19 protein-coding genes and 1 pseudogene are annotated in these 20,122 nt (G+C 74.3%); 10 read left to right on the plus strand and 10 right to left on the minus strand.

The features are described 5' to 3' along the window. Positions 1-24: 24 nt before the first annotated feature. Positions 25-2,325 carry a WD40 repeat domain-containing protein gene (locus AB5J51_RS33555; protein WP_369779340.1) on the minus strand — a complete coding sequence of 767 codons (2,301 nt, stop codon included), beginning with the start codon at positions 2,323-2,325 and terminating at the stop codon, positions 25-27. A gap of 198 nt (positions 2,326-2,523) precedes the next feature. Between AB5J51_RS33555 and AB5J51_RS33560 the strand changes: the two genes are divergently transcribed. After that, on the plus strand, positions 2,524-2,721 hold the full coding sequence (locus AB5J51_RS33560; protein WP_136222265.1) for a hypothetical protein: 198 nt from the start codon (positions 2,524-2,526) through the stop codon (positions 2,719-2,721). A 4-nt stretch (positions 2,722-2,725) separates the two neighbouring features. On the opposite strand, the gene AB5J51_RS33565 is transcribed toward AB5J51_RS33560, so the two are convergent. Then, positions 2,726-3,763, minus strand: coding sequence for a LacI family DNA-binding transcriptional regulator (locus tag AB5J51_RS33565; RefSeq protein WP_369779341.1), 1,038 nt, complete (start codon positions 3,761-3,763; stop codon positions 2,726-2,728). Between the two features lie 120 nt (positions 3,764-3,883). Here AB5J51_RS33565 and AB5J51_RS33570 point away from each other — a divergent pair, with 120 nt between their 5' ends. After that, positions 3,884-4,942 (plus strand): NUDIX hydrolase, encoded by a 1,059-nt coding sequence (locus tag AB5J51_RS33570; RefSeq protein ID WP_107093719.1) that lies wholly within the window; start codon positions 3,884-3,886, stop codon positions 4,940-4,942. A gap of 38 nt (positions 4,943-4,980) precedes the next feature. On the opposite strand, the gene AB5J51_RS33575 is transcribed toward AB5J51_RS33570, so the two are convergent. Beyond that, positions 4,981-5,682 (minus strand): MBL fold metallo-hydrolase, encoded by a 702-nt coding sequence (locus AB5J51_RS33575; RefSeq protein WP_369779342.1) that lies wholly within the window; start codon positions 5,680-5,682, stop codon positions 4,981-4,983. A 74-nt stretch (positions 5,683-5,756) separates the two neighbouring features. Next, complete coding sequence (locus tag AB5J51_RS33580; protein ID WP_133898797.1) at positions 5,757-7,121, minus strand: dipeptidase; 1,365 nt, start codon at positions 7,119-7,121, stop codon at positions 5,757-5,759. 254 nt (positions 7,122-7,375) lie between these two features. Between AB5J51_RS33580 and AB5J51_RS33585 the strand changes: the two genes are divergently transcribed. Next, the gene (locus AB5J51_RS33585) at positions 7,376-8,626 is read left to right on the plus strand and encodes a geranylgeranyl reductase family protein (protein ID WP_369780353.1); all 1,251 of its coding nucleotides are present in this window, start codon (positions 7,376-7,378) and stop codon (positions 8,624-8,626) included. A gap of 182 nt (positions 8,627-8,808) precedes the next feature. Here the strand turns inward: AB5J51_RS33585 and AB5J51_RS33590 are convergent, their stop codons facing one another. Continuing rightward, on the minus strand, positions 8,809-9,267 hold the full coding sequence (locus AB5J51_RS33590) for a nitroreductase/quinone reductase family protein (RefSeq protein WP_053790726.1): 459 nt from the start codon (positions 9,265-9,267) through the stop codon (positions 8,809-8,811). Positions 9,268-9,414: 147 nt separating this feature from the next. On the opposite strand from AB5J51_RS33590, the gene AB5J51_RS33595 reads away from it, so the two are divergent. The 4 genes from AB5J51_RS33595 to AB5J51_RS33610 all read left to right on the plus strand — a co-directional run bounded on the left by AB5J51_RS33595 (position 9,415) and on the right by AB5J51_RS33610 (position 13,440). Next, positions 9,415-10,113 (plus strand): TetR/AcrR family transcriptional regulator, encoded by a 699-nt coding sequence (locus tag AB5J51_RS33595; protein ID WP_369779343.1) that lies wholly within the window; start codon positions 9,415-9,417, stop codon positions 10,111-10,113. 140 nt (positions 10,114-10,253) lie between these two features. Beyond that, complete coding sequence (locus AB5J51_RS33600) at positions 10,254-11,198, plus strand: spherulation-specific family 4 protein (RefSeq protein WP_078988077.1); 945 nt, start codon at positions 10,254-10,256, stop codon at positions 11,196-11,198. Between the two features lie 83 nt (positions 11,199-11,281). Next, positions 11,282-12,724, plus strand: coding sequence for a sensor histidine kinase (locus AB5J51_RS33605; RefSeq protein ID WP_369780354.1), 1,443 nt, complete (start codon positions 11,282-11,284; stop codon positions 12,722-12,724). Between the two features lie 35 nt (positions 12,725-12,759). Beyond that, positions 12,760-13,440, plus strand: a complete 681-nt coding sequence (locus AB5J51_RS33610) for a response regulator (protein WP_369780355.1) — start codon at positions 12,760-12,762, stop codon at positions 13,438-13,440. A gap of 51 nt (positions 13,441-13,491) precedes the next feature. On the opposite strand, the pseudogene AB5J51_RS33615 reads toward AB5J51_RS33610, so the two are convergent. The 3 genes and pseudogenes from AB5J51_RS33615 to AB5J51_RS33625 all read right to left on the minus strand — a co-directional run. Next, positions 13,492-14,118 (minus strand): annotated as a pseudogene (locus tag AB5J51_RS33615) (phosphatase PAP2 family protein); the annotation flags it as partial. Between the two features lie 134 nt (positions 14,119-14,252). Further along, positions 14,253-14,504: a DUF6332 family protein gene (locus AB5J51_RS33620; protein ID WP_053790723.1), complete on the minus strand. Its 252-nt coding sequence runs from the start codon at positions 14,502-14,504 to the stop codon at positions 14,253-14,255. 55 nt (positions 14,505-14,559) lie between these two features. Continuing rightward, on the minus strand, positions 14,560-15,306 hold the full coding sequence (locus tag AB5J51_RS33625; RefSeq protein ID WP_053790722.1) for a maleylpyruvate isomerase family mycothiol-dependent enzyme: 747 nt from the start codon (positions 15,304-15,306) through the stop codon (positions 14,560-14,562). Positions 15,307-15,342: 36 nt separating this feature from the next. On the opposite strand from AB5J51_RS33625, the gene AB5J51_RS33630 reads away from it, so the two are divergent. Next, positions 15,343-16,059, plus strand: a complete 717-nt coding sequence (locus AB5J51_RS33630) for an alpha-ketoglutarate-dependent dioxygenase AlkB (RefSeq protein ID WP_136222240.1) — start codon at positions 15,343-15,345, stop codon at positions 16,057-16,059. A gap of 44 nt (positions 16,060-16,103) precedes the next feature. Continuing rightward, on the plus strand, positions 16,104-17,339 hold the full coding sequence (locus AB5J51_RS33635; protein ID WP_133898803.1) for an ROK family protein: 1,236 nt from the start codon (positions 16,104-16,106) through the stop codon (positions 17,337-17,339). Positions 17,340-17,489: 150 nt separating this feature from the next. Here AB5J51_RS33635 and AB5J51_RS33640 read toward each other — a convergent pair whose 3' ends face one another. Further along, the gene (locus tag AB5J51_RS33640) at positions 17,490-18,038 is read right to left on the minus strand and encodes an ATP-binding protein (protein WP_063785334.1); all 549 of its coding nucleotides are present in this window, start codon (positions 18,036-18,038) and stop codon (positions 17,490-17,492) included. Between the two features lie 198 nt (positions 18,039-18,236). Here AB5J51_RS33640 and AB5J51_RS33645 point away from each other — a divergent pair, with 198 nt between their 5' ends. Then, the gene (locus AB5J51_RS33645; RefSeq protein ID WP_369779344.1) at positions 18,237-19,373 is read left to right on the plus strand and encodes a PLP-dependent cysteine synthase family protein; all 1,137 of its coding nucleotides are present in this window, start codon (positions 18,237-18,239) and stop codon (positions 19,371-19,373) included. A gap of 82 nt (positions 19,374-19,455) precedes the next feature. On the opposite strand, the gene AB5J51_RS33650 is transcribed toward AB5J51_RS33645, so the two are convergent. Further along, the gene (locus tag AB5J51_RS33650; RefSeq protein ID WP_053790831.1) at positions 19,456-19,953 is read right to left on the minus strand and encodes an SRPBCC family protein; all 498 of its coding nucleotides are present in this window, start codon (positions 19,951-19,953) and stop codon (positions 19,456-19,458) included. Positions 19,954-20,122: the final 169 nt, after the last annotated feature.

Genomic DNA, 20,122 nt, shown 5'->3' on the forward strand with positions numbered 1-20,122 from the left:
AACCCCGGCCGGGCCTCGCGGCGTTCACACGGTGGCGATGATCCACCGGCGCAGGGTGCCGTCCCGTCCTGCGGTGGCGAGGAGACTGCCGTCGGGGGAGAAGGCGAGCCCGCCCACGGCCCCCTCGTGGCCGGTGAGCGCACTGCCGACCCGCTCTCCCGTGACCGGGTCCCACAGCAGCGCCACACCGTCCTCACCGGCCGAGGCCAGGAGCTGCCCGTCAGGCGAGAAGGCGAGCTCGTGGACGGCCGAGGCATGTCCGCTCAGCGGTGCGCCGAGCTGGACCCCGCGAACCGGGTCCCAGAGCCGTACGGTGGCGTCTGCGCCGGCCGTGGCCAGGACCCGCCCGTCCGGTGCGAAGGACACCGCCCACACGGTTCCCCGGTGGCCGTCGAAGGGGGCGCGCAGCTGTTGCTGGGTGCGCGGATCCCACAGCCGTACGCCGCCGTCGGCGCCGGAGGTGGCCAGGAGCCTTCCGTCCGGGGAGAAGCAGATCCCGACCACCTCGTTGCCGTGGCCGCGCAGGGCCTGTCCGACCCCCTTGCCGGTGTGCGGGTCCCACAGCCGCGCCGTGGTGTCCGTGCTGCCGGTGGCCAGCAACTGCCCGTCGGGTGAGAACGCGAGGCGTTTCAGGGCGCCGCTGTGCCGGGTCCGTATCTCCCGCAGGACGGCGCCGCTCGCCGCATCGTGCAGGCAGACGGACCGGTCGCCGGAAGCGGTGGCGAGAAGGGCCCCGTCGGGTGAGAACGCCAGCCCCCAGGGCAGGACGGACGGCTCGGCGAGGCGCGGCCAGCGGGGCGAGCGCGAGACGGGGTCCCAGAGCCGGACGGACAGATCGCCGGTGGTCGCGGCGATGCTCCATCCGTCCGGCGAGAACGCGGTCCGCACGAGCGGGCGTCCGGCGGTGACGGGAGGCAGCTGGACCGCCCGGCGCATGCGCAGGGCGACGGCCAGGGCCCGGGCTGCGAGCGGGGTGTCGCCGCCGGTGAAGGCACGTGTGTAGAGCAGCACCGTCCGGTCGCCGGACGCGGTGGCGAACATGCGTCCGTCGGCGGAGAACGCCACCGCGTTGACGTCGGCTCCGTGGTCGCCGAGGAGTGACCCCACCGGCCGGCCCGTCGCGGTGTCCCAGAACCGTACGGTGCCGTCGGCCGCGGCGCCGGCGAGGAGCGTGCCGTCCGGGGAGAAGGCCAGGGCGGTGACGGCCTGCGCATGGCCGGCGAGCGGTCGCTCGCGACGGCCTTCCCGCAGGGCGATGGTGCCGTCCCGGCGGCCGAGGGCGAGGACACCGCCGCCCGGGGAGAGCGCCGTGACCGCAACGGCGGACTCCGGTTCGTGGAGCGTTTGACCGACGGGCCGTTCCTCCGAGAGGTCCCACACGCGTGCACCGGTGTCGACGGCCAGCAGGCGGCCGTCGTGCGTGAAGCGCGCCGTGGTGAACCGTCCCTCGCCGGGGGTGAAGTGCAGGTGGCCGGAGAGCAGGTCCCACAGGTGTACGGCCCCCTCGGCATCCAGCGTGGCCAGCTCGGCCCCTTCCGCATCGCAGGCCATGGCGCGGACCCGCGGGCCGGGTCCGGCCAGCGGAGAGGCCGCGGACGACTCGGCGGGATCGAACCGGTGGACCACCGACCTGACCGTGGCGTCGACCGTCAGCAGCAGACCGTCGGCGGTGAACGCCACCGGGGCCGTCCCCGGCCGGGGCAGCCCCGCGCGCTCGCCCGTCGCGGTCTCCCACAGCCGGACCGTGGTCCGGTCGGCGGAGGCCAGGTACCGGCCGTCGGGGGAGAAGGCCACGTCACGGACGGCTTGGTCGTGGCCGGCGAGGCGGAAGGCGAACGTGTACGGGGCGGGCCCTGCGGGCTGCTCGGCGGGTGGGCGAGCGGGCGCCGCAGGGGGAGCCGGGGCCGTGGGGGTCTCGGGGGCGTCCGGGGCCTTCCGGGGCTCCGGAACCTCCTGGGCAGTCACCGCCGCCGTCCGGGCACGGGCCGTGCCGACGGACTGGAGCTCCGCCAAGGCGCGCCAGCGACGCCGCCAGTCGGCCAGCTCCGGTGCGTTGTGGGCCGGGACGGTCCGCTCCTCGCCGTACTCGTCGTACGCGTGCAGGATCCGGACCAAACCCATGAGGGTGTCCACCCGGACCAGCCGCCTGCCGTTGAAGGCGTCGCTCTGGGTGGCGGGCGACAGCTGGATCCCGGCGCCCGATCTCACCGCCCGGGTGACGAGGTCGCGGTACGAGGGGTTGCCGCGCTCGATCCGCAGACGGCGCAGATCGGCGGCGAGGGCGGCCAGTTCCTCGTCGAACGTGCCCGAGCGTTGCTCCTCCATGGCGACCACCGTAGACGCCCGCGACGGCGCGGTCCCGAAGTTTCCGGAACGGGACGGAACAACGCGGAACAGCGCGGACCAGGTGGTGCGTTCCGTCGAACACCCCGGCTGTTCAAGGAGGTTCGACGCTGATCGACTTCGGTCCTGATCCGTTCCGTCCGCGCTGCTCAGGGCACCGGCCGGCGGTGGAATCGGGGCATGGACACCACGCCGCCGGACACCGAGCCGCCCTTTCTCCCCCTGCACACCGCCGTCGTGCTGCTCACCTCCCTGCTCGGCGGGCTCGTCGTCGGCGGGCTGACGTACCTCGGCGGAACGCATCCCGCCCTGGCCGTGCTCGCCGGGCTCACGGCCGCCGGTGGGGCCGTGCCCGTGCTGCGGGGGCTGATCCGGTGAAGCCTCAGGCCGCCGGGGGGAGTTCGCCCGAGCCGCGGGGGATCAGGCGGGTCGGGAGTTCGATCCGGGCCGGGGGAAGGGCGGCGCCGGCGAGGCGTTGGAACAGGCGGTCGGTCGCCACCCGGCCCAGGGCCGCCGCGTCCTGGGCGACCACCGTCACCCCGGGGCGCAGCAGGTCGGCCAGTTCGAAGTCGTCGAACCCGACCAGGGCCACCGGCGGCCGGTGCTCGGCCAGGACCCGTACCACCGTCACCGTCACCCGGTTGTTCCCCGCGAAGACCGCGGTGACGGGGTCGGGGCCCGCCAGCATCGCCCGGGCCGCCTCCCCGACGCGTTCCGGGGTCGTCGAGCCGAGGGAGACCCAGGAATCGGCCACGGGCAGGCCCGCGTCCGCCATCGCCGCGCGGTAGCCCCGCAGGCGCTCCGTCGCCGTGTGGATGTGCGGCTGGTCCCCGATGAAGCCGATCCGGCGGTGGCCGCCCCCGATCAGGTGCGCCACCCCCTCCCGGGCGCCGCCGAAGTTGTCCGACAGCACCACGTCCGCGTCGATCCGGCCCGCCGGGCGGTCCACGAACACCGTCGCCACACCCGCCCGGATCTCCGGCTCCAGGTAGCGGTGGTCGTCCCCGGCCGGGATCACGATCAGCCCGTCCACCCGGCGCGCGCACAGCGCCAGCGCCAACTCCCGCTCCCGGTCGGGGTCCTCGGCGCTCGACCCGTTGATGAGCAGCGCCCCGTGGGCCCGGGCAACCTCCTCCACCGCCCGGTTCAGCGGCCCGTAGAAGGGGTCCGCGAGGTCCTCCAGGACCAGCCCCACGGTGGCCGTACGTCCCTTGCGCAGCACGCGCGCGCTGTCGTTGCGGCGGAACCCGAGCGCCTCGATGGCCTCCTGGACCCGCCGCACCGTGTCCGGGGTGACCCCCGCCTCGCCGTTGACCACCCGCGACACCGTCTTCAGGCCCACGCCCGCGCGGGCCGCCACGTCCTTCATCGTCGGCCGGTTGCCGTAGCGGGGGTCGGACGGGCGGCGGGTCTGCGGCACGGGACGGAATCCTCCGGAAGTGGCGGGCACGGCTCTGACCTTGAGGATATGCACTGGGCCGGGGAGCGGGTTTCCGTGGCAGGGTGATGCGGGCAAGCCACTGGGGGCTCCGGACGAGCCATGGGGAGAGGGGTAGACGTGATTGTCTGGATCAACGGCACATTCAGCGCCGGGAAGACCAGCACGGCCCGCGAACTGACCGGGATCCTTCCCGACAGCACCCTGTACGACCCGGAGCTCGTCGGGGACGCACTACGCCAACTGCTGCCGCGCAAGCGCCTCGCGGAGGTCTCCGACTACCAGGACCTGCCGAGCTGGCGGCGCCTGGTGGTGGACACGGCCGCGGCGATGCTCGCGGAGCTGGGCGGGGTGCTGGTCGTGCCGATGACGCTGCTGCGGCAGGAGTACCGGGACGAGATCTTCGGCGGGCTCGCGGCGCGCCGGATACCGGTGCGGCATGTGCTGCTCGCCCCGGAGGAAACGATCCTGCGGGAGCGGATCGCGACACGGGAGGAGCAGGGCGACCCGGCGGACGTGGACGTGCGGGTCCGGCAGTGGGCGTACGACCACATACCCGCCTACCAGCAGGCACTGGCCGGCTGGCTCGCGGCGGACGCGCACGTCATCGACAACGGGGCCCTGACCGTACGGGAGACGGCGGAGCGGATCGCCGAAGCCGTACGCACGGACGCGGCCCGTGTCTGCGACATCGTGCAGACGCCGGAGCCGACGCGGGAGACGGTGGCCGCGGGGGTGCTGCTCTTCGACGACGAGGACCGGGTGCTGCTGGTGGATCCGACGTACAAGCCGGGCTGGGAGTTCCCGGGCGGGGTGGTGGAGGCGGGCGAGGCGCCGGGGTGCGCGGGAGTGCGGGAGGTCGCGGAGGAGCTGGGCCTGACGCTGGACGCCGTACCGGGGCTGCTGGTCGTGGACTGGGAGCCGCCGGTGCCTCCGGCGTACGGGGGGCTGCGGCTCCTGTTCGACGGGGGCCGCCTCCCGGCCGCCGCCGCGGCCGGGCTCCGGCTGCCGGGACCGGAGCTGCGGGCCTGGCGGTTCGTCACGGAGGCGGAGGCGGAGGGGCTGCTGCCGCCGGTCCGGTACGAACGCCTCCGCTGGGCCCTGCGGGCCCGTGAGCGCGGACGCCCCCTGTACCTGGAGGCGGGCCACCCCACGCCGTAGCCGGCGATCGAGGCGCGGGGTCCGGGCGGAGCCGGGGGCTACGGGAGGACCGGCTCCGAATCCGTGGCCGTGAGGAGGGTGGCGGCCGTGTCCTCGGTCAGCGGGTCGCCGTGGCCGAAGCAGGCCACCGACGGGGACAGCGCCGCGAGGCGGCGGAAGGAGGCCCGGGCCTCGTCACGGTCCACGTTGAAGACGCCCAGCATCACCTGGCCCACCCCCGCGATGCAGTCGCCCACGAACAGCACGCCGTGGCGCGGCAGGTGGATGCCGATGCTGCCCGGCGTGTGGCCCGGGGCGTGGACCACCACCGCGCCGCCGCCGAACGGGAGCACCTCGCCGTCCTCGACCTCGCGGTCGACCCGAGTCGGCGGCGCCTCCGGGACCGTCAGCCCGTTCTCGTACAGCGGGACCTCCCAGTCCAGCAGGACCGGCTCCGGCACCGGGAGCTCGCCCCGGATCACCGGAGCCTCCAGCCGGTGCGCCACCACCTCCGCGCCCCAGCGGGCGGCGAGTTCGTCCGCGGCGCCGATGTGGTCGCGGTGGCAGTGCGTCAGCACGATCCGCTCCAGCCGCTCCGGGCCGAGCCCGAGGGAGCGGACGGCCTCCTCGATCGCCGCCGCGGATCCGGCGTGGCCGGAGTCGATCAGGGTCAGGGCTTCGCCGTCGCACCACAGGTACGCCTGGCCGATCGGGAAGCGGAGCATGTGGAGCCGCTGCGGGAGTACCTCTACGAGATCCATGCTCCGAACGTACGTGCGCCGACCCCGCCCCCGGCGCGACTTTCACCGGGAGCGGAGTTCGCCCGTAGCGCAGGTCAGCCGCGCTTGGACTGCGCGTAGTTGACGAGGAACAGGGCCTCCGCGACCGAGAGGCGCTCCAGCTCCTCCGGGGAGACGCTCTCGTTCACCGCGTGGATCTGCGCCTCCGGCTCGCTCAGCCCGATCAGCAGCATCTCCGCCTCCGGGTAGAGCGTGGTCAGCGTGTTGCACAGCGGAATCGATCCGCCCATGCCCGCGACCTGCATCTCCTGGCCCGGGTACGCCACCTGCATGGCCGCCGCCATCGACGCGTACGCCGGGCTGCTCGTGTCCGCCTGGAACGGCTGGCCCTGGCCCACGACCTCGAGTTCGAGGCGCGCCTGCCACGGGGTGTGCGCCACCAGGTGCGCCTCCAGCAGCTTGATGGCCTCGGCCGTGTCCACGCCCGGCGGCACGCGCAGGCTGATCAGCGCGCCTGCACTCGCGTGCACCGAGGGGGTGGCGCCGACCACCGGCGGGCAGTCGATGCCGAGCACGGTGACGGCCGGGCGGGCCCACAGCCGGTCCGCGATCGTGCCCTCGCCGATCAGCCCGACCCCGTCCAGCACCCTCGCATCGGCGCGGAAGTCCGCCTCCGGGTACTGCAGGCCCTCCCAGACCGCGTCCGAGGCCAGGCCGTCCACCGTGGTCGAACCGTCCGCGGCGCGCAGCGAGTCCAGCAGCCGGATCAGCGCGGCCAGCGCGTCGGGGGCGACGCCGCCGAACATGCCGGAGTGCAGGTTCCCGCCGAGGGTGTCGATCTTCACCTTGATCAGGGTCATGCCGCGCAGGGTGGCCGTCACCGTCGGCAGGCCGAGCCGGAAGTTGCCCGCGTCGCCGATGACGATCGTGTCGGCGGTCAGCAGCTCCGGGTGCGCCTCCGCGTACTGCTGGAGACCGCCGGTGCCCTGCTCCTCCGAGCCCTCGACGATCACCTTCACGCTCACCGGCACACCGCCGTTGGCCTTCAGTGCGCGCAGCGCCAGCAGGTGCATGATGAACCCGCCCTTGCAGTCCGCGGCGCCGCGCCCGTACCAGCGGCCGTCGCGCTCGGTCAGCTCGAAGGCGGGGGAGACCCAGGCGGCGTCGTCGAGCGGCGGCTGCACGTCGTAGTGCGCGTACAGGAGGACGGTCGGCGCACCCTCGGGGCCGGGCAGGAAGCCGTACACCGACTGGGTGCCGTCCGGGGTGTCCAGCAGGGACACGTTCTGGAAGCCCTCGGCGCGCAGCGCGTCGGCCACCCAGTTCGCCGCGCCCTGGCTCTCGCTCTGCGGGAACTGCGCCCAGTCCGCCACCGACTGGAAGGCCACCAGCTCGGTCAGCTCCTGCTTGGCGCGGGGCATCAGCGAGGCGATGGTCTCGGCGATCGGATTCTGGGACATGGGCACGCTCCTCTTGGGTGCGACGTTGTGTACGTGTACGCCGTCCGCATCCGCGTCGTGGGCGCATGCGGGGTACGTCGAAAGTCAGTCCCGATCCTCGCACAGCAGGACGGGGCGGACTCGCGCCGTAGGATTTGCCTGCATCGGAGCAACCGCATGATCAGGAGCAGCAGCACATCGTGAGCAGCGACGACAGCACCGTCGGGGGACCCGACTCAGCAGCAGGACAGGCCGCTCAGGGGACGGGGGACGGGATGGCCGGGAGCGCCGGCGCAACCGGCGAGGTCTGGGACGTGGTCGTGGTCGGGGCCGGACCGGCCGGCGCCTCGGCCGCGTTCGCGGCGGCAACGGCCGGGCGGCGCGTACTGCTGCTGGAGAAGGCCGAGCTGCCCCGCTACAAGACCTGCGGCGGCGGGATCATCGGCCCTTCGCGCGACGCCCTCCCGCCCGGTTTCGTCCTGCCGCTCAAGGACCGCATCCATGCGGTCACCTTCTCGCTGAACGGGAAGCTGACCCGGACCCGCCGTTCGCGGCAGATGCTGTTCGGGCTCATCAACCGGCCCGAGTTCGACGCCGCGCTGGTCGCCGAGGCCGAGAAGGCCGGAGCCACCGTCCGTACGGGTTCCGCCGTCGCGCGGGTCGAGCAGCACGGGGCGGCCGTGCCCGACCGGCGCACGGTCGCCGTGGTGCTCGCCGACGGGGAGACCGTCCTGGCGCGCGCGGTGGTCGGCGCCGACGGCAGTGCGAGCCGGATCGGCGCGCACGTCGGGGTCGAGATGGACCAGGTGGACCTCGGCCTCGAGGCGGAGATCCCGGTTCCGCAGACGGTCGCCGAGGACTGGAAGGGGCGGGTGCTGCTCGACTGGGGTCCGTTGCCCGGCAGTTACGGCTGGGTCTTCCCCAAGGGCGACACCCTCACCGTCGGGGTCATCTCGGCGAAGGGCGACGGCGCCGCGACCAAGCGGTACCTGGAGGACTTCATCGCCCGCCTCGGACTCGCCGGCTTCGAACCCGCCGTCTCCTCCGGGCACCTGACCCGCTGCCGCAAGCCCGATTCGCCGCTCTCGCGCGGCCGGGTACTGGTCGCGGGGGACGCGGCCGGGCTGCTGGAGCCGTGGACCCGGGAGGGCATCTCCTTCGCGCTGCGCTCGGGCCGGCTGGCCGGGGAGTGGGCCGTGAAGATCTCCGAGGCGCAGGACGCGGTGGACGCGCGCCGCCAGGCCCTCAACTACGCGTTCGCGGTCAAGGCCGGACTGGGCGTGGAGATGAGCGTCGGCAAGCGGATGCTGACCGCCTTCGAAGCCCGGCCGGGGCTGATGCACGCGGCGATCACCGGCTTCCGCCCGGCATGGACGGCCTTCGCCCGGATCACCCGGGGTGCGACGACGCTGCCCGACCTGGTGCGGACGTACCCCATGGCCCGCAAGGCGCTGCACGTCCTGGACGGCAGGCAGGCGCGGAACCGGGGGCAGGAGCAGCCGGAGCAGGAGAGGGAACGGTCCTAGGGTTCCGGACCCGGGCCCGGCGGCGGCCGGGCCTCTTCCGGGGCCGGTCTGTGGACGAGGGTGGCGGTCTTGCCGGGGGTGCGGGCAAGGCCGCCGCTGCTTTGGTGCCGGGTGCCGGGTGCCGGGTGTGCCGGGCGGCGTGGGGCGTGGGCGGTGCGGGGGCGCGGGTGGCGCCCTGCCCGTCAGTTCGACATCGTGATCCGGAAGACCGGGTGGTCGCCGGCCGCCGCCTGGAGCTCCGCGTCGGAGGAGTCCACGGTCACGCCCTGGAAGAACCGGTTGACCTCCCAGCCCCACTTCGCCAGATAGGCGCGCAGCACGGCGGCCTTCTGCACCGGGTCGGTGAGCTCGGTGACCGTGAAGGTGCGCACCTTGCGGCCCACACGGAGCTCGCCGCCGCCCGCCACCCGCATGTTGCGGACCCACTGGGAGTGGCCGCGCGCCGAGACCAGGTACTGCTCGCCCTCGTACGTGTGCGGGTTGACCGGGATCCGCTGCATCTGGCCGGACTTGCGGCCGCGCACCGACAGCTCGGCCGAACCGGCCAAGGAGATGCCGAGCCGGGCCAGCTTCCCGAAGAGGGCGTTGAAGCGGGTGGCGAGCGGGCCGGCCTGGACGTAGTACGGGGTGGGCGCGTTCATGACGGTCTCCGGGGCTGCTGGGAGAGCGGTGCTCTCGCTTGAGATCAGTGTGCACGGATCGCTGCACCAAAGCAAGAGCAGTGCTCTCGAAATGGATCGGCGATCCCATTTTTGGGCACTGCTCTGCCTCCGTGGCACACTGCTCGCATGAGTACCGTGCGCGGGGCCCGGGAGCGGGCCCGTATCGAGGTCACCGCCGCCATCAAGGACGAGGCGCGCCGCATGCTGGCGGCCGAGGGCGCCGCCAAGCTCTCGCTGCGCGCCGTGGCCCGCGAGCTGGGCATGGTCTCCTCGGCCCTCTACCGCTACTTCCCCAGCCGCGACGAGCTCCTCACCGCCCTCATCGTCGACGCCTACGACAGCATCGGCGCCGCCGCCGAGCAGGCCGACGCCCGCACCCTCGCCGCCGGCGCCCCGCCCCTCGAGCGCTGGACCGCCGTCTGCGAGGCCGTCCGCGCCTGGGCGCTGGAGCACCCGCACGAGTACTCCCTCATCTACGGCTCCCCGGTCCCCGGCTACAGCGCTCCCATGGACACCGTCGGCCCCGCCTCCCGCGTCGGCAACACCCTCATCGGCATCGTCCGCGCCGCCCACGCCGGCCGCGGCCTCGCCCTCCCGCCGCTGCCCGCCGACCTGCGCCCCGAAGCCGTCCGGATGACCGCGGACTTCGCCGAAGGGCTGCCGCCCGAGGTCACCGCCGCCCTGGTCGCCGCCTGGGCGCAGCTGGTCGGACTCGTCTCCTTCGAGCTGTTCGGCCAGTTCAACCGGGTCGTCGAGGACCGGGCTACCTTCTTCACCCACGCCGCGGGCCAACTGGCCCACGGGGTCGGGCTGCCCTCCGTATGACGGCGGCTCACATGATGAGGTGACAGATCGCTTGTCTGTTCCTCGTATCAATGCGAGTCGTTCGCCCTTCACGGATCGGGCGCCGGTCTAGTGTTCGTCGGGTCGTGCTCCTGCCCCCGCCCCTCGCCGGAGGAACAGCCATGGCCCGCGCCGTGAAGGCCCTGTACGCCGTTCTGATCACCTCCTTACTGGCCGCCCCGGCGCCCGCCGTGACCGCCTCGGCCGGCACGGGAGACGTGGCCGCGGCCGGGGACGCCGCACCGGCCCCCAGACCCCGGATAGCCGGCGTGCGGGGCCTGGAGATCGCCGTCCCCGCATACGCATGGGCCGGCGACCCCATGCTCGGCGACCTCGTCGCCACCACACCCGCCGCCTCCGTGGTGGTCCTCAACCCCGGCAACGGGGACGCCCCCTTCGACGCACCCTGGCAGGCCCGCGCCGACGCGCTGCGGGCCGGGACCACCGCCACCGGCGAGAAGACCAAGGTCCTCGGCTACGTCCACACGGACCACGGCAACCGCGACATCGCCGCCGTCAAGGCCTCCATCGACAACTACCTCAAGACCCGCGACGGCCGCCTGCACGTGGACGGCATCTTCTTCGACGTGGTCAGCCGCGACTGCGGCCCCGGCAACGCCACCCGCGACCACTACGCGCAGCTGCGCGCGTACGTGCAGGACACCATGAACGCCGCCGACCCCACCGCTGCGGACCTGGTGGTCGACAACCCCGGCACCGCCATCGCCGACTGCTACCTGGAACCGGGCCACCGCACCGCGGACGTCTTCGTCACCTACGAGGACACCTACGCCGCCTACACGGAAGGCGGCTGGCTCGGCGGGAACGTCTTCGGCGCGTCGGGCGGCTACCGCCCCGGCACGGAACTCGACCCGACCGGCACCGCGTTCTGGCACCTCGTCCACGCGGTACCGGACGCCGCCGCCATGCGCACCACCCTGCGTACGGCGTTCGACCGCGGCGCGGGCTACGCGTACGCGACCGGCACGCTCATGCCGAACCCGTGGGACGAATCGCCGAGTTGGAAATACCGCAGCCAGACCGCGTACGCCGCCACCGTGGGCTGAACGCGTCGGCGTCGGGCCAAGGGTGGACTTTCGGCAGTGCCGTGGGCCCGGGGCGATTCCGTAGGGTCGCGGGCGTGAGAGCAATGATCGACGAGTTCCCCCGGCCCGCACGCGTGCAGGCGGCGGCCCTGGCCGTCGCCGCCGTGGCCGCGGCCGGCGCCGCCGCGGGCACGGACAGCGGCTGGTGGCTGATACCCGAGGCGGGCTGCGCGTTCCTCGCCGGGGGGCGCCCCGGCCGGGCGCGGAACACGGCGCTGGCGCTGGCCGCGGTGGTGGCGGCCGCCATCGTGGCCGTGGCCCTGGTGCCGGCCTGGCTCGTGTGGGCGAGCCGGTTCACGGGCCTGGTGGCGGCGGCCGTGGTGCCGTGGTGCGCGGGCCGGTTCCTGCGCCAGTACCGCGAGCTGGTACGCGCCGGGTGGGAGCGGGCCGCACAGCTCGAACGGGAGCAGGACCTGCTCGCGGAACAGGCCCGGCTGCGCGAGCGGACCCGGATCGCCCAGGACATGCACGACCTCCTCGGCCACGAGCTGAGCCTGCTCGCCCTGTCGGCGGGCGCGCTGCAGCTGGCTCCCGGTCTGCCGCGCGAGCACCGGGCCGCCGCACGCGACATCCGGGCCCGCGCGGGCGCGGCCGTGGACCGGCTCGGCGAGGTCGTCGGCGTCCTGCGCGAGGAGCCGGGGGCCGGGCCGACGGAGCTCGAGGACCTGGTCGCCCGTTCCGTCGGCGCGGGGCTGGACGCACGGCTCCGGCTGGAGGGCGACGCAGCACCCGGGCAGGTGCCGCCGATCGTGGAGCGGACGGTCCACCGCGTGGTCCGGGAAGCGCTGACGAACGTGGCCAAGCACGCCCCCGGCCACCGGGCGACCGTCGTGGTCCGCCACACGAAGGCCCGCACGGAGGTCCGCGTCACGAACGTGCCGCTGCCGGATCCGGCGCCGGGCCCCGCGACCGAAACGGGGGCTGCCCTTGCGGCAGGGGAGGCGCCGCAGGGTGGGCAGGACCGGCGGCTCGGGCTCGCAGGCCTGGGGGAACGGGTCCGGGCGGTCGGCGGGGCCTTCGTGGCCGGGCCCGAAGGCGGCGGCTTCGGGATCCGGGCCACGCTCCCGCACCGGCCGCCGGCCGCCGCCCCCGAGCCCCGGCCGGCGGCCGGGAGGCTCGGCCGGAGCGCGGCCGCGGCCGTCCTGGTGCCGCTGTTCACCCTGGCCGCACTGGTCACCGGGGTACGGGTGTGGGACACGGTGGCGGCCCGCCAGTCCGTGTTCGCCCCTGAGGACTACGCCCGCCTGCGGCTCGGCCAGCCCCGTGCGGAGATCGCGCCGCACCTGCCCGAGCGGCAGACGGCCCGCCGCCCGGCGGTCGCCGTGCCCCGGCCGCCGGATGCCGCCTGCGAGTTCTACGTACAGACCGCAGACCCCTTCGACGACCGGTCCGGGGACCTCTACCGGCTGTGCTTCCGGGCCGGCCTGCTGGTTTCCGCCGACGCCTTCGACCCCGACACCGACTCCCAGGAAGAGGACTCCCCGTGACGCAGATCAGGACACTGATCGCCGACGACGAGCCGATGATCCGCGCCGGCGTACGGGCCGTGCTCGCGACCGACCCGGGCATCGATGTCGTCGCCGAAGCCGGCAACGGCCGCGAAGCGGTCGAACTGGCCCGGCTCCACCGCCCCCGGGTTGCCGTCCTCGACATCCGCATGCCGCACCTCGACGGCATCGAGGCCGCCGCCGAGATCCACCGGACCGTACCCGGCACAGCGGTCGTGATCCTCACGACCTTCGGGGAGGACGAGTACATCCTGCGCGCCCTGAGCGGCGGAGCCACCGGCTTCCTGATCAAGTCGGGGGAGCCGGAGGAACTGATCGCCGGGGTCCGGGCGGTCGCCGACGGCGCCGCCTACCTGTCACCCAAGGTGGCCGCGCGGGTCGTCGCCCACCTCGCCGCCGGGGACGCGGGCGCCCTGGCCGGCCGGCGCACCGCGGCCCGCGAAGCGGTCGACGCGCTGACCGCCCGGGAACGGGACGTACTGGCCTTCCTGGGCGGCGGCCTGTCCAACGGGCAGATCGCGCGCCGCCTGCACCTGGCCGAGGGAACGGTGAAGGCCCACGTCAGCTCCATCCTGGCCGGCCTCGGCGTCGACAACCGGGCCGCCGCGGCCGTCGTCGCCCACGAGGCCGGCATGGTCCCGGCGTCCGCGCCCGGGCCCGCGTCCCGCTCCCGGCGTCCCTCCGAGCAGCGCTGACCCGGCCCGCACGGCGGGTCCGAGGACGAGGAGGGCCGGCACCAGGGCCACCGTCGCCCCCAGTACCGCACCCGCGAGAACGTCGTGCGGGTAGTGGACCCCGACCAGCACCCGCAGCAGCGCCGCCGCCCCCGCCACCGGCAGCGCCAGGACCGCGAGCCGGGGCCGTACGAGGGACACCCCGACGGCCAGGGCGGCGGCGAGCGCGGCATGGTTGCTGGGGAAGGACCAGTCGCCGATCCCAGGGCACGCGGCGAGGGAGGGGACGCCCGGCAGGGCCCGGCAGGGCCGCTCCTCGTCGACGACGAGTTTCAACGCCTCGCCGAGCGCATACGCGACGACCGTCCCGGCGCCCACCAGCACCGCCCCCGCCAGGGCCTGCGGATCGCGGCGCCGCAGGGCGCTCCACCCCACCCACACCAGCAGCAGGCCGAGGACGACCAGCGTTCCCTCGCTCGCCGCCTCCAGCACCGGCCCCGCCCAGGACGGCCCGTCCGCGGCGCCCCGCGCCAGCGCCCGGTACCCCGTCGCCGAAGCACCGCCGGTGACCTGCACCGGATCGCTCGTGCCCAGGCCGCCGCCGGGCGCCAGCCGGAGCAGGGCCCCGGTCCCCGCCGCAGCCGCCACGCCCGCCATCACGGCCCGCCGGCCCCATCCGTACCGCATGAGTGTGTCCATGGCGCCGACGGTAGGAATCCCGTCGGCAGGGCACCCCCGCCGAACGGCGGGCCGCAGCCCCGACGATCGTCAGGGTTGCGCAGCCCGCCCGGCCGTGATCCGGACGTGGTCCCAGCACGCCCCGAACGTGACGGTCAGTGCCCGTCGTTCTCCGGTCGGCGTGCGAAGCGCCACAGCACCTGGGTGACCCGGAGCAGGAACACCACCGCGGCCAGCACCCCGCCCGCCAGGGTCAGGACGGCATCGGTGGTGGGGGAGACGTCGAAGACCAGGGCGGGGCCGTACACCGCCCCGAACACGAGGGCGGCCGCGAAGCACGCACTGACGAAGGCGTAGCCGATCTCTATCGTGATCGCGTCGCGGTCCGCCTGCGTCCGTCTCTCCATGCACGCAGTGTCACAGCTCGTACCATACGGTCACAAGGCCGCTGCAGGCTTCCGCTCAGCCGATGCCGGCCGTCTCGGCCCACTGCCGCGCCAGCGACTCGTCCCCGGTCACCCCCGGGCCCAGCAGCGGGAGCCGGTTCCACAGGGCCTCGTACAGCCACGAGGCCTCGCCGGTCACCTCGCAGTCCGCCGGGTCCCCCGTGTCGCCCGACACCGTACGGGGCGGCTCCGCCGACAGGTGTACGGTCCACACCGCGCCCGTGTCGGCGGCGCGGATCCGCAGCACCCGCGGCTCCTCGGTCCGCATCAGGCTGCGGGGCCGCGCATGGAAGCCGGTCAGCAGCTCGTCCACCCCGTCCTCGGCGAACTCCGGCGCCAGCGGTGCGAAGGGCACCCCGAGCGCCGCCTCCGCGTCCATCCGGTGCACGGCCGTCTCGTGCGCCTGCCGGCGCGCCCAGAACGCCAGCGGCGACGGCGCGGCCGTCGGCAGGAAGGTCCAGCACTGCACATCGGCCGGAGCCTCGGTCAGCGTCGAGACCAGGGCCTCGTGCGCCTCCCGGTACCAGGCCACCAGCTCGGAGCCGACCAGCTCGGGGGCGTCCGGGAACGGGCCCGGCTCCACGACCGCGTCCCTGACGTACCCGGCGGCCCACCGGTGCACCGCACCCGTGTGCCTCAGCAGATCGGAAACCCGCCACCCCGGACACGTGGGCACCGGGGCGTCCGTACCCGCCCGTTCGGCCGCGTCGGCGAGCAACTCGCCTTCCCGCACAAGGGCCTCGACATACTCTGTGATCTTCATGCGGGCAGTGTCCCACCGACCGGTGACAATGGAGCCATGGACGGGGAACCCGGGGAACTCTTCCCGCGCGAGCGGACCGAGATCGCCCCCGGCGCCGTGCACGTGCCCGACTGGCTCGCGCCCGAGCGCCAGCGGGAGCTGCTCGAGGCCTGCCGCGCCTGGGCGCGCCCGCCCGCCGGGCTGCGCACCGTACGGACACCCGGCGGCGGGACGATGACCGCCCGCCAGGTGTGCCTCGGACTGCACTGGTATCCGTACGGGTACGCCCGCACCGTGGTGGACGGCGACGGTGCCCCGGTCAAGCCGATGCCCGGCTGGCTCGCGGAACTGGGGCGCGAGGCGGTGACCGCGGCGTACGGCCTGCCGGAGCCGGCCGGGACCGGGGGCGGGGCAGGAACCGGAACCCGAACCGGAACCGGCGAGGCGTACGACATCGCGCTGATCAACTTCTACGACGGCGACTCCCGCATGGGCATGCACCGCGACGCCGAGGAGAAGTCCGGGGCACCGGTCGTCTCCCTCAGCCTCGGCGATACGTGCGTCTTCCGCTTCGGCAACACCGCCTCCCGCGGGCGCCCCTACCAGGACGTGCCGCTGCGCAGCGGCGATCTGTTCGTCTTCGGCGGCCCGGCCCGGCTGGCCTATCACGGGGTGCCGAAGGTCCTGCCCGGCACCGCCCCGCCCTGGCTCGGGCTGGCCGGGCGGCTGAACATCACCCTGCGGGTCGGCGGGCTGGGAACACCCCCCGACTGACCGGCGGCGCCGCGCACACCGCCGATCATGCGAGGATCGCTGTCATGAACGGCAACGGGGCCCCGCCGCGGGCGGGGGAGAGGACCAAGCTGGAGCGGGGCCGCGGCGCCCTCGGTCCTGCGCTGGAGCTCGTCCACACGGGCCGGGCCCCGACCCGCGCCGTCCTGACGGCAGAGCTCGGCGTCACCCGCGCCACCGCCGGGGCCGTCGCCGCCGAGCTGGAGGCGCTCGGCCTGATCCGCGTGGACTCCCGCCCGGGCGGCGCGGGCGGCACCCAGGGCCGCCCCTCCCACCGGCTCTCCATCGACGAGAACGGCCCCGTGGCGCTGGCCGCGCAGGTGCACCCCGACGGGTTCCGGGCCGCGCTGGTCGGCCTCGGCGGCCGGATCGTGGCCACCGCCCCGGGCAAGGTCACCGTCTCCGCCGACCCGGCGCAGGTGCTGGGCGCGGTCGTCGAGGCGGGGGCGGCGCTCCTCGCCGAGACCGGCCGCCGCTGCATCGGTGCGGGCCTCGCGGTCCCGTCGGCGGTCGCGGAGCCGGACGGTACGGCGCTCAACCCGCTGCACCTGGCCTGGCCGGCCGGGTCTCCCGTACGGGCCGTGTTCGCGCAGTGCGTGAAGGCGGCCGGGATCGACGGCCCGGCGCTGACCGGGAACGACGTCAACCTGGCCGCGCTCGCCGAGCACCGGCACGGCGCGGGCCGCAGCGCCCAGCACCTGCTGTGCGTGGCCACGGGCCACCGCGGGGTGGGCGGCGCGCTGGTGCTGGACGGCCGCCTGCACAGCGGGAGTTCGGGCCTGGCCCTGGAGGTCGGCCACCTCACCGTCAACCCGGAGGGGCGGCCCTGCCACTGCGGCGGCCGCGGCTGCCTGGACGTGGAGGCGGACCCGCTGGCCTTCCTGACCGCGGCGGGCCGCACCCCGGGCCCGGAGGTGTCGCTGCTCCAGCAGGCCCGCGACCTGCTGCGCGAGGAGTACGCGGAGCCGGCGGTACGGGCGGCCGCCGAAGAGCTCATCGACCGGCTGGGCCTGGGCCTCGCGGGGCTGGTGAACATCCTGAACCCGGACCGGATCATCCTGGGCGGCCTGCACCGGGAGCTGCTGCACGCGGACCCGGAGCGGCTGCGCGCGGTCGTCGCGGACCGCAGCCTGTGGGGCCGCAGCGGGGGAGTGCCGATCCTGCCGTGCACCCTGGACCACAACAGCCTGGTCGGAGCGGCGGAACTGGCGTGGCAGCCGGTGCTGGACGACCCGCTCGGGACCCTGGGGGCCGCGGCGTAGGCCGTCCTCGCGGGGCCGGCCGCCGGGCGGGGCCGGCCGCCGGGCCGGGGTCGCCCGGCGGGCCGGGTTCGCCACCGGGCCGGCGAGCGGACGGGCCGGCGCCCTGGCGGCGCTGGTGCTGCCGGGGCGCGGTATGCGGCGGCGGAACCCTCACCCGGGCCTGGCGCCGACCGACGCCGCCACCGACATGCCCGTCGGGACGGCGCCCGGGTCCACGGCGACGACCACCGCCGGCACGGGTTCTCGTACGGGCTTGGAGCCGTTGCCGATCGGACGCTGCTGCGCCGATGCCGCCGGGGCGGCGCGGAGCGAGAACCACACCACCTTGCCGGGGCTGTCGGCCTGGTTCCGCGCGCCCCAGGCCTCGCTGACCGCCGCGACCAGCGCGAGCCCGCGTCCGCAGGTCTCCAGGGCGTCCGCAGCCGCCTCCCGCAGGACGGGAAGCCGCGGATCGCTGTCGTACACCGAGACCGTGAGCCGCCCCAGCCGCAGCTCGATCTCGACCGTGCACGTCTTGTCCGGCTGCGCATGGCGGTGGACGTTGCTGAGCAGCTCCGTCACGCCGAGCGCAGCCCGGTCTATGAGCGGATCGAGCTGCCAGTGGCGCAGTTGCGCTGAAACGATCCTTCGGATCTGTCCGATCCGGGACGGCAAGGCCTGCAGTTCCACGACGCAGTGCCTGCGTGAATGACTGATCACGGCTGCGACTCCCCGACATGAGTGTTACGGGTGCTGCACCCTCAGTAATGCTCCACCAGGGTCACCCACGGTGCCCGTGTATGCAACCGAACGCGATCGAAAGCGATCCGCATAGATACCCAAAGGGACTGTTTGTGCAGGTGAGGGAGGTACATTGCGAAAGCAGGGGGCGAAGAAACGCACGAAGGAGCAAGGCGCATGAGCACCACCCGTACCTCCGGTACGACGGCTACGACGATCGACGTCGACCGTAGCGACGCGGAGTACCGCGCCTGGCTGAAGGAAGCCGTCCGCAAGGTCCAGGCCGACGCCAACCGCTCCGCGGACACCCACCTGCTGCGCTTCCCGCTCCCCGAGGAATGGGGCATCGACCTCTACCTCAAGGACGAGTCCACGCACCCGACGGGCTCCCTGAAGCACCGCCTCGCGCGCTCGCTGTTCCTCTACGCGCTGTGCAACGGCTGGATCCGGCCGGGCCGGCCGGTCGTCGAGGCCTCGTCCGGCTCGACCGCCGTCTCCGAGGCGTACTTCGCCAAGCTCATCGGCGTCCCGTTCATCGCCGTCATGCCGCGCACGACGAGCCCGGAGAAGTGCCGCCTCATCGAATTCCACGGCGGGGAATGCCACTTCGTGGACGACTCGATGAAGATGTACGAGGAGTCGGCGGAACTCGCCGCCCGAACGGGCGGGCACTACATGGACCAGTTCACGTACGCGGAGCGGGCGACGGACTGGCGCGGCAACAACAACATCGCAGAATCGATGTACCAGCAGCTGCGGTTGGAGCGTTACCCCGAGCCCGCGTGGATCGTGGCGACCGCCGGCACCGGCGGCACCTCCGCGACCATCGCGCGCTACGTCCACTACATGCAGCACGACACCCGCGTCTGCGTCCCGGACCCGGAGAACTCCTGCTTCTTCGACGGCTGGACCAGCAACGACCCGCACGCGAGCAGCGATTGCGGCTCGCGCATCGAGGGCATCGGCCGGCCGCGGATGGAGCCGAGCTTCGTGCCGGGCGCGATCGACCGGATGATGAAGGTGCCGGACGCGGCGAGCGTCGCCGCGTGCCGGGCGCTGGAGCAGGCCATAGGGCGCAAGGCGGGCGGCTCGACGGGGACGGGCGTGTGGAGCGCGCTGAAGATCATCTCGGAGATGGTGGCCGAGGGGCGCAAGGGCAGCGTGGTCACGCTGCTGTGCGACCCGGGCGACCGCTACCTGGACAAGTACTACTCGGACGAGTGGCTGGCCTCGCAGGGCCTGGACATCGCCCCGTACGCGCAGACGCTCGAGACCCTGCTGGCGACGGGCGTCTGGCGCGAGCCGACGGCCTGACCGGCGGGGGCCGCCCGGCGCCCGGGCCGGCGGTGCGTCATGCGGCGTGGCATGCGGCGCGTCAGGCGTGGCATGCGGCGCGTCATGCGCCGCCGGCCGGGCGCTGCGACGACAGGCGGGCGTCCAGGGCCCGGACCGCCGAGCGGAACGAGTGGCCCAGGCCCGGCCGGGCACCGGTGAGAGCGAGCCGGAAGAGCACCGGGCCGTCGGCGGCGAAGGTCCAGCGCACCCGGGTGCCCGATCCCGACTCGGCGGGGGCGAGCCGCCACTCCTCCAACAGGGCCCGGACCCCGGGGGCGTTGGTCTCGTCGACCCGGTACGCGTAGCGCCGTTCCGGATCCGCCGCCATGATCGTCTCCTGGAAGCGGGTTCCGCCCACCAGTCGGACCTCCCGGCCCGCACCCCCGTGCGTCGGCCGGGCCAGGGTCACCGCCTTGAACCAGCGCGGCCAGCCCTCGACTTCCTCGGCCAGGGCCCGGTACACGGCCTCGGGCGCTGCCGCCGTCCGCGCGGCGAAGCTCAGGCGGACCGGGGCGTCCTCGATGAAGTCCAGCCCCACCGGGCGGAGTCGGCGTGCCATGGAGTGCCTCCTGGGGGTGAGCAGCAGAACGTACGTGCGCATCTGGTGCGCGTACCATAGCTGGCGCTCCGTCAGATGTCCGCTGCAGCCCGGTCCCAGGGCCGGAGCATCGCCCGGAGGGGGCCTAGGCACGGGGTCCGTGACGCGGGATGCTGTTGCTGCGCTGATC

The organism is Streptomyces sp. R33 (assembly GCF_041200175.1).
In the GTDB taxonomy this organism is placed as follows: domain Bacteria; phylum Actinomycetota; class Actinomycetes; order Streptomycetales; family Streptomycetaceae; genus Streptomyces; species Streptomyces katrae_B.

Excerpts from the sequence above, each read along its gene's own strand:
- AB5J51_RS33590 (WP_053790726.1), bottom strand. The coding sequence starts at position 9,267 with ATGAACGCGCCCACCCCGTACTACGTCCAGGCCGGCCCGCTCGCCACC.
- AB5J51_RS33610 (WP_369780355.1), top strand. The coding sequence starts at position 12,760 with ATGATCCGCGCCGGCGTACGGGCCGTGCTCGCGACCGACCCGGGCATC.
- AB5J51_RS33560 (WP_136222265.1), top strand. The coding sequence starts at position 2,524 with ATGGACACCACGCCGCCGGACACCGAGCCGCCCTTTCTCCCCCTGCAC.
- AB5J51_RS33555 (WP_369779340.1), bottom strand. The coding sequence starts at position 2,325 with ATGGAGGAGCAACGCTCGGGCACGTTCGACGAGGAACTGGCCGCCCTC.
- AB5J51_RS33625 (WP_053790722.1), bottom strand. The coding sequence starts at position 15,306 with ATGAAGATCACAGAGTATGTCGAGGCCCTTGTGCGGGAAGGCGAGTTG.
- AB5J51_RS33650 (WP_053790831.1), bottom strand. The coding sequence starts at position 19,953 with ATGGCACGCCGACTCCGCCCGGTGGGGCTGGACTTCATCGAGGACGCC.
- AB5J51_RS33585 (WP_369780353.1), top strand. The coding sequence starts at position 7,376 with ATGGCCGGGAGCGCCGGCGCAACCGGCGAGGTCTGGGACGTGGTCGTG.
- AB5J51_RS33600 (WP_078988077.1), top strand. The coding sequence starts at position 10,254 with ATGGCCCGCGCCGTGAAGGCCCTGTACGCCGTTCTGATCACCTCCTTA.
- AB5J51_RS33645 (WP_369779344.1), top strand. The coding sequence starts at position 18,237 with ATGAGCACCACCCGTACCTCCGGTACGACGGCTACGACGATCGACGTC.
- AB5J51_RS33575 (WP_369779342.1), bottom strand. The coding sequence starts at position 5,682 with ATGGATCTCGTAGAGGTACTCCCGCAGCGGCTCCACATGCTCCGCTTC.
- AB5J51_RS33595 (WP_369779343.1), top strand. The coding sequence starts at position 9,415 with ATGAGTACCGTGCGCGGGGCCCGGGAGCGGGCCCGTATCGAGGTCACC.
- AB5J51_RS33620 (WP_053790723.1), bottom strand. The coding sequence starts at position 14,504 with ATGGAGAGACGGACGCAGGCGGACCGCGACGCGATCACGATAGAGATC.
- AB5J51_RS33630 (WP_136222240.1), top strand. The coding sequence starts at position 15,343 with ATGGACGGGGAACCCGGGGAACTCTTCCCGCGCGAGCGGACCGAGATC.
- AB5J51_RS33580 (WP_133898797.1), bottom strand. The coding sequence starts at position 7,121 with ATGTCCCAGAATCCGATCGCCGAGACCATCGCCTCGCTGATGCCCCGC.
- AB5J51_RS33635 (WP_133898803.1), top strand. The coding sequence starts at position 16,104 with ATGAACGGCAACGGGGCCCCGCCGCGGGCGGGGGAGAGGACCAAGCTG.
- AB5J51_RS33605 (WP_369780354.1), top strand. The coding sequence starts at position 11,282 with ATGATCGACGAGTTCCCCCGGCCCGCACGCGTGCAGGCGGCGGCCCTG.
- AB5J51_RS33570 (WP_107093719.1), top strand. The coding sequence starts at position 3,884 with ATGGGGAGAGGGGTAGACGTGATTGTCTGGATCAACGGCACATTCAGC.